The organism is Xenorhabdus budapestensis (genome assembly GCF_017743015.1).
Classification (GTDB): Bacteria; Pseudomonadota; Gammaproteobacteria; order Enterobacterales; family Enterobacteriaceae; genus Xenorhabdus; species Xenorhabdus budapestensis.
In genome coordinates this window covers 3,899,947-3,913,367 of sequence record NZ_CP072455.1, presented here as the reverse complement: position 1 = coordinate 3,913,367, position 13,421 = coordinate 3,899,947, and the positions used below count along the sequence as shown (strand labels likewise).

The 13,421-nt window shown below is 43.6% G+C and carries 12 protein-coding genes and 1 pseudogene; 6 read left to right on the top strand and 7 right to left on the bottom strand.

Going from position 1 to position 13,421, the window contains the following annotated elements; translation table 11 throughout:
• Positions 1 to 57: 57 nt before the first annotated feature.
• From HGO23_RS19810 to fruB, 4 genes and pseudogenes are all read right to left on the bottom strand, one after another.
• A pseudogene (locus HGO23_RS19810) lies at positions 58 to 286 on the bottom strand (type II toxin-antitoxin system Phd/YefM family antitoxin).
• Between the two features lie 209 nt (positions 287 to 495).
• Entirely contained in the window at positions 496 to 2,181 is a 1,686-nt protein-coding gene (gene fruA / locus HGO23_RS17210) for a PTS fructose transporter subunit IIBC (RefSeq protein ID WP_209027348.1), read from the bottom strand.
• Between the two features lie 28 nt (positions 2,182 to 2,209).
• Complete coding sequence (gene fruK, locus HGO23_RS17205; protein ID WP_209028818.1) at positions 2,210 to 3,166, bottom strand: 1-phosphofructokinase; 957 nt, start codon at positions 3,164 to 3,166, stop codon at positions 2,210 to 2,212.
• An 11-nt stretch (positions 3,167 to 3,177) separates the two neighbouring features.
• Complete coding sequence (gene fruB, locus HGO23_RS17200) at positions 3,178 to 4,341, bottom strand: fused PTS fructose transporter subunit IIA/HPr protein (RefSeq protein WP_209027347.1); 1,164 nt, start codon at positions 4,339 to 4,341, stop codon at positions 3,178 to 3,180.
• A 971-nt stretch (positions 4,342 to 5,312) separates the two neighbouring features.
• Here fruB and potA point away from each other — a divergent pair.
• The 4 genes from potA (at position 5,313) to potD (ending at position 9,346) form a co-directional block, all read left to right on the top strand.
• Complete coding sequence (potA, locus tag HGO23_RS17195; protein ID WP_209027346.1) at positions 5,313 to 6,428, top strand: spermidine/putrescine ABC transporter ATP-binding protein PotA; 1,116 nt, start codon at positions 5,313 to 5,315, stop codon at positions 6,426 to 6,428.
• A complete protein-coding gene (gene potB / locus HGO23_RS17190; RefSeq protein WP_099135116.1) occupies positions 6,412 to 7,272 on the top strand; it encodes a spermidine/putrescine ABC transporter permease PotB in 861 nt (286 codons plus the stop codon). Before potA ends, potB begins: the two co-directional genes overlap by 17 nt.
• Positions 7,269 to 8,048 carry a spermidine/putrescine ABC transporter permease PotC gene (gene potC, locus HGO23_RS17185; RefSeq protein ID WP_099135115.1) on the top strand — a complete coding sequence of 260 codons (780 nt, stop codon included), beginning with the start codon at positions 7,269 to 7,271 and terminating at the stop codon, positions 8,046 to 8,048. Before potB ends, potC begins: the two co-directional genes overlap by 4 nt.
• 245 nt (positions 8,049 to 8,293) lie before the next feature.
• The gene (gene potD / locus HGO23_RS17180) at positions 8,294 to 9,346 is read left to right on the top strand and encodes a spermidine/putrescine ABC transporter substrate-binding protein PotD (protein WP_099135114.1); all 1,053 of its coding nucleotides are present in this window, start codon (positions 8,294 to 8,296) and stop codon (positions 9,344 to 9,346) included.
• Positions 9,347 to 9,403: 57 nt separating this feature from the next.
• Here the strand turns inward: potD and HGO23_RS17175 are convergent, their stop codons facing one another.
• A complete protein-coding gene (locus HGO23_RS17175; protein WP_099135113.1) occupies positions 9,404 to 10,276 on the bottom strand; it encodes a phosphorothioated DNA-binding restriction endonuclease in 873 nt (290 codons plus the stop codon).
• Positions 10,277 to 10,465: 189 nt separating this feature from the next.
• Here HGO23_RS17175 and vapB point away from each other — a divergent pair, with 189 nt between their 5' ends.
• Positions 10,466 to 10,639 carry a type II toxin-antitoxin system VapB family antitoxin gene (vapB, locus tag HGO23_RS17170; RefSeq protein ID WP_209028817.1) on the top strand — a complete coding sequence of 58 codons (174 nt, stop codon included), beginning with the start codon at positions 10,466 to 10,468 and terminating at the stop codon, positions 10,637 to 10,639.
• Positions 10,640 to 10,879: 240 nt separating this feature from the next.
• Positions 10,880 to 11,005: an RtcB family protein gene (locus HGO23_RS20135; protein WP_244967836.1), complete on the top strand. Its 126-nt coding sequence runs from the start codon at positions 10,880 to 10,882 to the stop codon at positions 11,003 to 11,005.
• Positions 11,006 to 11,060: 55 nt separating this feature from the next.
• On the opposite strand, the gene HGO23_RS17160 is transcribed toward HGO23_RS20135, so the two are convergent.
• On the bottom strand, positions 11,061 to 12,050 hold the full coding sequence (locus HGO23_RS17160) for a 5-bromo-4-chloroindolyl phosphate hydrolysis family protein (protein WP_209027345.1): 990 nt from the start codon (positions 12,048 to 12,050) through the stop codon (positions 11,061 to 11,063).
• A gap of 82 nt (positions 12,051 to 12,132) precedes the next feature.
• The gene (locus HGO23_RS17155; RefSeq protein ID WP_099135111.1) at positions 12,133 to 13,236 is read right to left on the bottom strand and encodes a toxic anion resistance protein; all 1,104 of its coding nucleotides are present in this window, start codon (positions 13,234 to 13,236) and stop codon (positions 12,133 to 12,135) included.
• Positions 13,237 to 13,421 lie beyond the last annotated feature (185 nt).

Sequence of the window (13,421 nt, the reverse complement as noted above, 5' to 3'; positions counted from 1 at the left end):
TAAAAGTTTCCGTATACTTAATTAAAATATCAGGTATTTTTTCTAACCATTTATTATTTACAGATCTTCCAATAGCTGTTCACGTGAATATAGTTTTCCTGCATCTTTATCTTTTTGAGAAATTGCCAATAGTTTCAATAATGCAATTGCATCATCTCTTTTTTTTCTTTCTTAATATGATTCAATTACATAAGCTGGTAAGCCATTCTGAGTGACTAATATTGGTTCTGATAATTCTAGTGTTGCAGCGTGCTTTTTTTATAAAGGAAATAGTTTCAATTTTCATTTAAAGCTCCTGGTGAGCATCTCCTGTTCGCACCACTTAGAGTGACATTACGTTCAATAATAGGTTTTAATTTAGTCTATATAAAGACCATGGTCAATGTCTGTTTTTTGTTCTATTGTGGCGTTGTTCTAACTCTGTTAGGTATATCTATCCGGTAATTAGAGGAGTTTTGGAGTTGCAGATAACCGCAACTCCTCCCCGCAAAAACCTCAACTAATTCCCCCAACATTTTTTCTCTTTACCACCCCATAAACCCCTGCCGTCAACACCGTGCCAACCAAAATCGCCCCTAAATACGGCAACACAGGTGTAATTGCTCCCGGAATTAACAACACAAACAATCCGCCATGTGGTGCCATTAGTTGTGTTCCGAAGTACATTGAGAGTGCTCCGGTCACCGCGCCGCCCAGAATGCAACTCGGCAATACCCTTACCGGATCTTTCGCCGCAAAGGGAATTGCCGCTTCGGTAATAAAACACAGCCCTAACACTAGTGCTGCTTTTCCGCCTTCACGTTCACTTTGGTTAAATTTATTTCTCGCAATTACTGTCGCCAGCCACATGGCTAATGGTGGAACCATGCCCGCCGCCATAATTGTCGCCATCGGGCCATAACTCTGTGCGCTCAACAATCCCACACCGAACGCATAAGCTGCTTTGTTCACTGGCCCGCCCATATCAGTACACATCATGCCGCCCAGTATTGCGCCGAGGATAATGGCGTTGGTGGTTCCCATTGATTTCAGCCAATGGGTCAGCCACTCCATAATTGCTGCAACGGGTTTTCCTACAACGTAAATCATGGTTAATCCTGTTACCAACGTTGCGACCAGCGGAATGATCAGAATCGGTTTTAATGCTTCCATGCTTTGCGGTAGATACAGTTTGGTTGTCAGTAGTCTGGCAACGTAACCGGCAAGGAATCCTGCGATGATCCCGCCGAGAAATCCCGCCCCGGTACTGATGGCGAGCATACCGCCGACAAGGCCGGGAGCCAGTCCGGTACGTCCTGCAATGGAGTAGGCGATGTAACCTGCGAGTACGGGCACCATCAGGGCAAGTGCGGAGCCGCCGCCGATTTGCATCAGGGCTGCCGCCAGTGTGCCAGGTTCTTTAAATGCTTCGATACCGAAGACAAATGACAAGGCGATGCACAGTCCACCCGCGACGACCATCGGGAGCATATAGGAAACGCCGGTCATCAGGTGTTGATAGACGCTGGTACTTTCCTGTTTTTTGTTGTCGGATACGGGATTGTTGTCTGTGGCGGTGTAAGTCTTGGCTTCGGTCAGGGCCTTGTCCAGCTCATTGGCAGTTTTTTTCAAGGCTGCGCTTGTGGAGGTACGATAAAGGCACTTGCCGGAGAATGGTGAGAGATCTACGTCGATATCTGCCGCCACAATCACCAAATCCGCTACCGCGATTTCAGTATCGGTTAGGGTGTTATCGGTTCCCACGGAGCCACGGGTTTCCACTTTGATTTTCCAACCGCGTTTTTGTGCTTCCGTTTCCAATGCTTTGGCCGCCATAAAGGTATGGGCGACACCAGTCGGGCAGGCGGTGATGGCAACGATGTTTATTGGTTTTTGCTGAGTGACATTCTCTGTTGTGTTGGCTGTGTACTGTTGTTGATAAACACTGGCTTCTGTTTTGGCATGGTGGAGAAACGTTACAGGTTCGCGGATCGCTTGTTCTGCGGAGCCGATAAAAACTTTTTTGCCGTGCAGGTTAAGGCTAATTGGTGCAGATCCCCCAATGATGATTACCAATTTGGCCTTGTTTATATCGGTAGTGAGGATCAAGCTGTGTTGGGCAGCGATATTTTCTAGTGTATGTTTGGCGAGGTAAGCGCGAGCCTGTTTCTGTTTATCGTTGCTAATAATCAATGTTTTCATGAAATTCTCTTCTTTTTATTGTTTTTTCTTAATTTTTCGGTGATTGGTTTTTTAACGAAATGAGTTCTACTTTTGTCATCAATTGAGCGAGTTGTTGGCGGTCGATATTGCCAACATTGCTCTGGCTGACGGTCATGGCTGAAATGGCGGTGGCGAGGCGTAATGTATGTTCGCAAGGTTGTCCCATCATCAGGCCGTAAATCAGGCCACCGACCATGGCATCGCCCGCGCCGACGGTACTGACGATTTCACAGTGTGGTGGTCTGGCGAGCCATGATCCCGTTGAGTTGACTAAAATGGCGCCTTCTGCCCCTAAAGAGACGATGACATGTGAGATCCCCTCCGTGCGCAGTTGATGGGCGGCCGAAATGATGTCTTCTTGTGTGGGCAAAGGTCGGCCAATCCAGAGCTCTAGTTCATGTTGGTTCGGTTTGACCATCCAAGGTTGGGCTTTGATTCCGGCAGTGAAGGCTTCCCGACTGCTATCGAACACGACACACATGCAAACTTCGCGCAGGCGCTGCATCCAATCGGTAAAGTCATCCAGTTCAACGCCTACTGGCAGGCTGCCGCTGACGCATACCATGTTGAATGCTCGAAGCCATGTGAGGGAATTTTCGGCAAAGTGCTGCCACTCTTCTTTGCTGACAGTAAAGCCTGAAAAGTTGAAATCGGTGACAAGGCCGTTTTGTTCGGTAAGTTTGACGTTGATGCGTGTCCGGCCTTCCACTATCTGGAAGTGGTTGGTCATGCCGAGCTCTGCGAAGGTTTTTTGAAAGCTGGTTTGGTTCTCTTTACCCAGAAAGCCCCCCACAGTAACGTCAATGCCAAGGGTTCTGAGGATCTTCGCAACGTTGATACCTTTGCCAGCCGGATATAATCCAGCAGTCTGGATACGATTAACTTCGCCGATTTTAATATTTCCGGTTAATCCGACCAAATCATAAGCCGGATTCAGGGTAATGGTTGCGACTCTTTTATTGATGCTGTCCGTACTCATGCCATCTCCTCACCCAGTTTGTTGTCAATCAGAGATTCGATGGCGGTCAGTGCTTCTTTGGCATCTGAACCAATAGCGGTAAAGCGAATTCGTTCTCCTTGTTTGACTCCCAATCCAGCGACTTGCATCAGTTTTCGTCCATCAATGGGAATGCTATTGCCGTCAAGATGGGCGATGGTGATTTGGCTGCGGAATTGTTTGATGGTGTTAACCAGCAGTGCGCTAGGGCGGGTATGCAGGCCATGTTCATTGGGCAGAATAAAATCTGCGGTCAGGGCGTTTTCTTTTTGTGGTACTGGTTTTTGTAGGGGGATATCTGTTGTTAGTAGTGCAATAAGAGCTGCGTGATCCTGAGCGCATATCAGATGTTCTCCATTCCCTTGTTGAAGCAGGGTGTTGAGATGGTTCAACAGATTATGCAGTTGCTCGTCGGCGTAGGCGATGGTGAATAGCAGCCCGACAGGCTGTTTATCAATAGTGTTTGTATCTATAGTAAAAGGTTTTTTAGGGCGGGCGATGGCAACAGTATTACGCAGGCTGCCTTGCGAACTGTCATTTAACCAGATCCCTTGTCCGAGGTATATTGGTGGGGTGGTGAGAATATCGGCAATAAATTCTGTAGTTACTGAGCTGACTTGTTGCAAGCGGGCGATGTTCAGAGCCTGCAAAGTTGTCAGATCATGTGCATCAATATCCAATGTGATGGTGGAAGTGTCCAGCAGGTAGGCTTGTCTTGGGTTCATGAATAAGTGGTATAACTCATCAACTGAGGTGGCTTTTGCCATCTGTTTGGTACAGTTTTCATCACTGATAATGGGGATCAGTTGATGCAGAAGTTCAAGGTGTTCGTCAGATCTTGCAGCAATCCCGATAACGATGTAGACGGTTTGGCTGTCGCTCCATGTAACGCCATTTGGGAATTGCATGACTTGTACGCCTGTATTCAGCACGTCATTGCGGGTGGCATGGGTTCCATGTGGAATGGCAATACCATTACCCAGATAGGTTGAAGACTGCGTTTCACGTTCCAGCATCCCGTCAACGTACTCTTTACTGGCATATCCCGCAGCAGCCAGAGCGTTGGCAACTTGTTGAATAGCATTTTCTTTGTTGTCAGCATGTGCTGCCAGATGGATATCTTGTAATGTTAGATGAAACATTTTTCCTCCCTTTCCCTGTTATCTTTCAAGTTGCAGTGTTGTTGGTTACGCTGCATCTTGAAACCCAAGGGAATACAGTTTATTGAAACGATTCAGCTTTTTGAGTGAAAGAAAGAATGACATTGAATAAATTCACGTTATTTTTGTTATTGAATAAGCCGAATAGTTTTATTTTTCATATTGAGATCGCATTAATACTAATGCTGGCTAATAAATGCTGGCCAATATTAGAAGAGCAAGAGTATAATGCGATCTTAATTGATGACAATTTTTCAAAGTTACTAATTAATTATTTATTTTTTGATTTTTAACAATACAAACAGATATTGCTAATTATCTATATTATTTGGAAAGTATCTCTAAAGCGTTAAAGAGTAAAGTAAGGTTTTTGATTATTTTTCTAAAGGGTGATAGCGATCTTAATTATTTGTATCTCAGTGAAAATAATTAATTATAAAATTCATTATTAAAATAATAAAAAATAATTCTAATAAACGAATGTATTACATCAACAGAAAAGAATTTTTTGTATGGTGATCATTGGTATGAAAAAGGCGTCAGTATGTTATGACGAAAGGAGAATATCAGTATCCTGTTGGTTGGTGGCTTTAGTGAGTTGGATAATGAAATGATTGAGGTGAAGGAAGGTTTTGATGGTCTTAGTAATCTTTTGAAAGAAAAAAGGTTTTTTAGTGTAAAAAATAATCAATAAAAATTATTTCCAACTGGATAATTTGGGTTCAGAATGGCATGAAATGTCACCATTCATGAAATGTTAATAAAAAATGGCTTATTGCCATTATTTCAGCTTTCAATTTCGGCGTACTGCGTTTATTATGCGCGCTTCGTAATTTCAACCGGCGCCACTGGCTTTGAGCTTCTGCGGAGAAATGATGCCTCCTGCTAGCTGACACAGTCTTTTCCCGTGGCGGTTCTATCTGCATTATTCCAAGGGATAGATGATAGCATAAATGACTGAGAATACCTCTCTGATACCATTCGTTGAACTAAAAGCCTTGAGTAAGGGCTTCGACGGCAAACAAGTTATTTCACAGCTCGATCTGACAATCAATGATGGCGAGTTCTTGACCATTCTTGGGCCATCCGGTTGTGGTAAAACCACAGTGCTTCGTCTGATCGCCGGGCTGGAAGATGCTGACAGCGGCAAAATTTTACTGGAAGGGCAGGATATTACCGATATTCCCGCCGAGCACCGTCACGTTAATACGGTTTTCCAGAGTTATGCCCTGTTCCCCCACATGACCGTATTTGAAAATGTTGCTTTTGGGCTACGTATGCAAAAAACACCGGAAAAAGAGATTGCTCCGCGTGTTGAAGAAGCATTACGTATGGTGCAGCTTGAAGAGTTTGCCCAGCGTAAACCCGCCCAGCTTTCCGGCGGGCAGCAGCAACGTGTGGCGATTGCCCGTGCGGTTGTGAACAAACCGAAGGTTCTTCTGTTGGATGAATCGCTGTCTGCGCTCGATTATAAGCTGCGTAAGCAGATGCAGAACGAATTGAAAGCGCTCCAGCGTAAACTTGGTATCACCTTTATTTTCGTGACGCATGATCAGGAAGAAGCGCTGGTGATGTCTGATCGTATTGTGGTTATGCGTGATGGATATATTGAACAGGATGGCACACCCAGAGAGATCTACGAAGAGCCGAAAAATCTGTTTGTTGCCCGCTTTATCGGTGAAATCAATATTTTTGATGCCAAAGTATTGCATCGTGTTGATGAGCAACGCATACGTGCTGATGTGGAAGGTCATGAATGTGACATCTTCACACCTCTGCCAGTAACCGCCGGACAAACGTTGAAGGTACTGCTACGCCCGGAAGATTTGCGTGTAGAGGAGATCAACAATGGTGAGCAGGTATCAGGTCTGATTGGTTATGTGCGTGAACGTAACTACAAAGGCATGACGCTGGATTCCGTGGTCGAGATGGAAAACGGCAAAATGGTCATGGTGAGTGAGTTCTTCAATGAAGATGATCCCGATGTTGACCATTCCCTGAACCAGAAGATTGCTGTCACTTGGGTAGAAAGCTGGGAGGTTGTGCTGGTTGATGAAGAAGACGCGTAAACTATTCCAGAATATTGTCATTACAGGCATAGTTTTTTGGCTGATGCTGTTTGTTTTTCTGCCGAACTTGATGATTATCGGAACCAGCTTTCTGACTCGTGATGATGCTAATCTGGTACAGATGGTCTTTTCGCTGGATAACTATACCCGCTTGTTCGATCCGCTATATGCCGAGGTGCTGATACACTCGCTGAATATGGCTATCGTTGCAACGTTGTGTTGTCTGGTGATTGGCTATCCATTTGCCTTTTTTATGGCGCGGATGCCGAAAAAGCTGCGCCCACTGCTATTGTTCCTGCTTATCCTGCCATTCTGGACGAATTCTTTAATCCGTATTTATGGTTTGAAGATGTTTCTCAGTACCCGCGGTTATATGAATGATTTTTTGCTGTGGACTGGGATTATCGATAAACCGCTGCGCCTTATGTATACCCCCGAAGCAGTGGTGTTGGGTCTGGTTTATATTCTGCTGCCATTTATGGTGATGCCTCTCTATTCCAGTATTGAGAAGCTGGATAAATCCTGTCTGGAAGCGGCACGTGATCTGGGAGCAGGAAAAGTGCAGACTTTTATCCGTATCATCATACCGCTGACTATGCCGGGTATTATTGCTGGCTGCCTGTTGGTTCTGCTGCCTGCGATGGGGCTGTTCTACGTGGCTGATTTGATGGGTGGGGCGAAAAACCTGCTGATTGGTAATGTGATTAAAAGTCAGTTCCTCAACATTCGCGATTGGCCGTTTGGCGCAGCGACCAGTATCTGTCTGACGTTGGTCATGGGGCTGATGTTATGGGTTTACTATCGTGCGGCTAAACTGCTGAACAAGAAGGTGGAACTGGAATGATCGGACGCCTGTTGCGCGGTGGTTTTATGATCATCGTTTACGCTTACCTGTATATCCCGATTATTATTCTGCTGGTAAGTTCGTTTAACCAGTCACGCTTTGGTATTAGTTGGCAGGGGTTCACGACAGAATGGTATAGCCTGTTATTCAGTAATGACAGCCTGCTGCAAGCCGCAGGGCATTCTCTGACAATGGCGGTTGTTTCCGCCACATTTGCTACGATGATTGGGTCATTGACTGCGGTTGCCCTGTATCGTTATTCATTCCGTGGCAAAAAGTTTGTTAGCGGTATGCTGTTTGTGGTGATGATGTCGCCGGATATTGTGATGGCGATTTCATTGCTGGTGCTGTTTATGCTGCTGGGCGTTTCACTGGGATTCTGGTCACTACTGTTTTCTCACATCACTTTTTGTTTACCGTTTGTGGTGGTGACTGTCTATTCCCGTCTGAAAGATTTTGATGTCAAAATGCTGGAAGCAGCCCGCGATTTAGGAGCGAGTGAACTGACTATCCTGCGTAATATTATCCTGCCGTTGGCGATGCCAGCAGTTATGGCGGGATGGTTGCTGAGTTTTACCCTGTCGATGGATGATGTCGTTGTTTCTTCATTTGTGACGGGGCCGAGTTATGAAATCCTGCCACTTAAGATCTATTCAATGGTAAAAGTGGGCATTTCACCGGAAGTAAACGCACTAGCCGCTATTTTATTGGCTATGTCACTGGTATTAGTGCTGATTAGTCAGCTTGTGATGCGTGATCGTACAGGTAAGTCTTAACTTTAATTTAAGCGTAGTCACAAGTTGGCTGCGCTTTTACTTCACTAATAACATCATTTTTATCTCAATTAACCAGAATTTCTTTCCCAATCTCCAATTTAACAAGGAATAAGTGGCTTTACCCCATGAAATGACGCTCTTATAATAGCCGTTTTTTTGGGGTAGGTTCATGTCGAACCTGCTATGTACGGTAATAACGCGATAATTACGCACTAACTGCGGGGAAACACTACATGAAAAACAGCATGAAAAAGTGGTTCTATCTGTTAGCCGCTGGGATGATGGCATTGAGCATTAGTTCGGTGAATGCTGCTGCCGCTGATGATGGCAAGACACTCTATTTCTACAACTGGACTGAATATGTTCCGCCTGGTTTGCTCAACCAGTTCACTAAAGAAACTGGGATTAGGGTGATTTATTCCACCTATGAATCCAATGAGAGCATGTATACCAAGCTGAAAACCTATAAAGATGGGGCTTATGATTTAGTTGTGCCATCCACTTACTTTATCTCCAAAATGAGTAAAGAAGGGATGTTGCAAAAAATCGATACAAGCAAACTCAGCAATTTCCACAATCTTGATCCTAATCTGCTGCATAAGTCTTTTGACCCGAAAAACGAATATTCCATCCCTTATATTTGGGGAGCGACTGCTATTGGTGTCAACAGTGACAGTATCGATCCCAAAACCATTACTTCCTGGGCTGATTTCTGGAAGCCTGAATATAAAAATAGTTTGGTATTGACGGATGATGCCCGTGAAGTTTTCCAGATCGCGCTGTTGAAACTGGGCTATTCTGGTAATACTACTGATCCGAAAGAGATTGAAGCGGCGTATAATGAACTGCAAAAGCTAATGCCAAATGTACTGGCATTCAATTCTGATAACCCTGCTAATCCATTTATGGAAGGTGAAGTTGATGTCGGCATGATGTGGACGGGCTCTGCTTATGTTGCGCGTCAGGCTGGAACACCTATCGATATTATCTGGCCAAAAGAAGGCGGAATTTTCTGGATGGATAGCCTGGCTATTCCGGCAAATGCTAAGAATGTCGATGGAGCGATGAAGCTGATTGACTTCCTGCTGCGCCCGGAGATTGCGGCACAGGTTGCTGAAAAAATTGGCTACCCGACACCAAACCTGGCTGCGAAAAAACTGCTGCCAGCCGCTGTATCAGGGGATAAGTCACTGTATCCTGATGAAGCAATGATCCAGAGAGGGGAATGGCAGAGCGACGTTGGCAATGCTAATGTCCTATATGAAAACTATTTCCAAAAACTGAAAGCGGGTCAGTGATCCGGGATTTAATTAGAATGAAAGGGAGAGTCTGGCTCCCTTTTTAATTCTTACGGATTACTGTTTAAAGACTTGGTTACGATGCCAGTTAGTGAAACCTTCCAAGGGGTAATAGTCTCTGTTTTTAGGAAGTAATATTGGCTGTTTTGCAAAATTCCAGAAAAGTTGCTTAACCATCGGGCCACCATTAATACTTTCTGAAACCAGTAACTGCATATTATCGTCAATACTGATAGAGCCCATATCGAATGCAGAATGATGCAGTGAACATAGTGCAAGCCCATTATTTATGGTACATGGTCCACCATATTGTTTCCATTTGATGTGTGCTGCTTCCAGACCGACAGGTGTGTCGTCATGTCGCAGGTTGTAGCCACATATTGCACACTCATAATTATAGGCGCGCAGTATCTGCTGGCGAAAATGGGGATCACGTATTCTGCGGATATCACTCAAAGAGAAATTCAATTGATTGGCGAGCAGTTCCTGTACGCTATCAGGAAAATGTTCACTGAGAATTTGTTGTGCCAGTTTATCGATTAAGGCAGGTTTATTACGTAATAACTGATAGCTTTGTTGGTCGAAACCGCCTTTGACGCTGAATTCAATCAACTCGCGTTTCGGTGGCTCTTTGCTGCCTTTTTGTGGTGTGCAAAGTTCTGTATTCTGCAACTCCCAAAAACCATCACCACGCAGTCGCCAGAAAGGTAAGGTGGGATAGTGATTTTTACGTCTTGGGCCAAAATGATTAAGGAGATTCAGTAATGGCTGGTGGATCTCCTCTCCATAATCAAACAGTCGTTCATGGCCTTTCTGGTATTGAGAGAGTACATACAACAACAATAATGGTTTATGTGGTGCACGTTGATCACCCTTGCGCCATACAGAAAGGTTTGAGATCGCAACTTGTAGTTCTTTGATTGTAGACATGTAAGTTGTTTGATTAATGGATAAAGGTATTGCGATCATGCTCGCAAAAGTGGTGAAGGGCAAGGTGTTGGTTGAATGAGTAGTACTATCTGGTATTCAATGGAACTAAGACAAATCAAGCAACGTATATCCCATTAACCTATCCCATAAAAAGCTATTCTTTTCGATGAACCTAATCGGAAGGTTTATATTTTGGAGGTACAGGCTGTACGTTTACCCAAAGCAGTTGCTTTACCGAAAGATGTAAAACACGTTGATATTATTGCTATTGGTCAAACCAGTATCATCACTCCGGCAGGAGAAACTTGGGATAGCTGGTTTGATGGTGAAGATGTCACTCCTGATTTTATGATTGATAGATAACAACCAGGTGAACAGGTCAGGGAAGCTTTTTATCAACATTATGGTCAGCTATGCATCAGCTCATCACATTGATGGAATTAATTTATGGTGCTTGTGACAAATAATATCCGTGAATTTGAATGAGTTTTAGGATTAAGAGTTGAAGATTGGGTGATGGGATAATTCTATTTACAACCTGCTCAGGACAAAAGTCGGCTGCTTGTTGACCTCTCATATAATATTATTTTTCCTGAGCAGGGAATGAAGCTCCACCGTAAAGGTGCAACGCCAGCGCGAGCAGGTGAATTGGCGTTAATTCCCGGTTCAATGGGAACAAGCGGGGCTGATTCAATCAGTAGCAAGGGTCAGACCGTGGATCACATTTAAAGCCTGATTTTTAAATAATAAGGCTGGTTTTGATCAGCCTTATTATTTAGATTAGCTATTTTTTCAATTCAAAGCCCTGCGCACGTATCAATTGGTTCATTGATTTCAAATCAGCCATTAGATCATCGACATTGTTACTCAACAAGTTTTGGTGCATTTCACTAAACGCAACACTCATTTCCTGCAAGCTCTGTATGGTCAATAAGTTAGCTTCTTGGAATTGAGAGCTGCTAGCCTGATGCTGTTTGAGTGTCGTGAAAGATTCCACGGCATTCCTGATCATAGGTAAATAGCGGTTAAGGAATGTTGTTCCCTGTGGGATATCCCGTTCATCTTCTTTCATACAGTCGATGATTGCTCGAGTTTTTTCTTCTATTTTCCCAAGGTAAGGCCACATCTCATCCGAAACATTAGGCTGGTAGGCCATGATTAAAGCTAATTGATGATAATATTCTCTAAAAGCATCTGGTGTATTTTCTTCTTCCTGTTCGTGGTTTTTAACAACTGTTTTTCTTGTGGTCTCTTCTGCTGCTTTTTTTATCTCATCTTCAACTTTTTTTATTTCTTCATTGAGTTTTTTTCGCTCAAAATTACAGGCTACAAAAAGTAGAACAGCATATGTGATACAGAACCAGGTTGGAAATAGTTGAAAATATTGTATTAATGCTGATGCGAGAGTAAGACATCCCATTATCAATAGAGCAAACCGCCCACCTTTTACTGATTGCTTACCAATGGATTTGATAAGCAACATAGCAAGGCCTGTAAGTAGAATGAACACAGGTAATAAGTTAGCAAACGCACACAATATCAACAGTAATACGATAATGAAAGATTGCCGAACATCGGAACTATGCTCATTACGAGGAGGCCAAAGAGCAACCGTGCCAATATAATTAGAGAGAGCAATTAGTCCTTCAATAGATGAGTTATAAGTCCCTTCCCAAAGTTTCGAATTTGTCGTTATACCAATGACTATAGAGCTAGTAAACAGCCCCATGACATGAATTAACAAGCGCTTAATAAATGCTTTTATGGTATCCACAATAAAGCCATTCCTTAAAAGCCTTCCCGTAAGAGGAAAGCTCCTATTTTAAAAAATTAACATGTCTTTATGAACAAGCCGATTATTGATATTTTGTCACTGCGGCGTTTAAACGCTGGCGTAGATTTTCTTCCATATTGGCAAGTTCAACCTCCACTTGAGTACGCTTGCTTTTCGCATCAGAGGCAATGCGCATAGTCTCTTCAATTGTATTGACCAGACGGTCTTGCACTTCACGTAAGGTTTCTGCATCAATAATGGAACGTTCAACTTCTGTCGCTACGGCAATGCTGTTCTGTTGCAGGATTTCGGCATTTTTGCGCAGTAATTCATTAGTAGTATCACTAACTTCTTTCTGCAATTTGGCTGCCTTGCCTTGTGCATTCAGAGACAATTGCAATACTAACTGGCTCTTCCAGATTGGCAGGGTAGTCAGGATACTGCTTTGGATTTTTTCAGCCAGTTGTTGGTTATTGCTTTGTACAATACGGATTTGCGGTGCAGTCTGAACCGCTACGGCTTTTGATAGTTCCAAGTCATGGATACGGCGCTCAAACCGGGTGATGTTTTCCATCAGATCTTTCACACTCTGCGCATCCATCATGTCTTTGGACATCTCTGCTTTCATGCGCAGTTCAGGCAGAAGTTCGTTTCTCACCTGTTCCAGCTTTTGTTTACCGGCTTCAACATAGAGTGTAATGTTTTTATAAAAATCCAAATTGCGGGTATAGAGCTGTTCTAGTACATTAATATCCCGAACCAGCGTAGTCATTGCATTATCAAGATGGACGGTAATTGTATCCACCTGTTGAGTTAAGGTTCTGCTATCAATAACTGCGCACTCTGCTTTTTTGAACAGGCCACCAATCAGAGGAAGGTTTCTGAAAAAACTACTTGTTTTTTCTTCTTCGGTCAGTGCGCCATTCTCACGTACAAACATGACCAGATCAGATAATTTCTTACCGACAGCGCCGGCTTCTTTTGAACGAACATTCTCCAGTAAAGAATCAGCAAAGCGGGCAATCTCACCCATAGGTTTAGCGCCATAGCTAATGACCGCAGTTGGTTGGAAAATATCAATTTTCTCTATCAGAGCGTTGACTTTTTCCTGATCAATCCGATCCGCGAGTTGTGTAGAGTTGGTTTGGCGATCGAACGATGGTATAGGCATAGATTCCGTATTCATGAAGTAGTCCAATTGTAAAATGAATGTATATCCGTTGTTTTTCAAGTGGTAGCTTTGTGGGTTGGTTGAGTTCCTTTACCATCGCGCTCTGTCTTGAAATCCATAGGGCATAACTAGGTATAATATAAAGAATATTATACGATTTTTTCTGTTTGTTTAAAACCAATTCACTTAAGAATATGGTA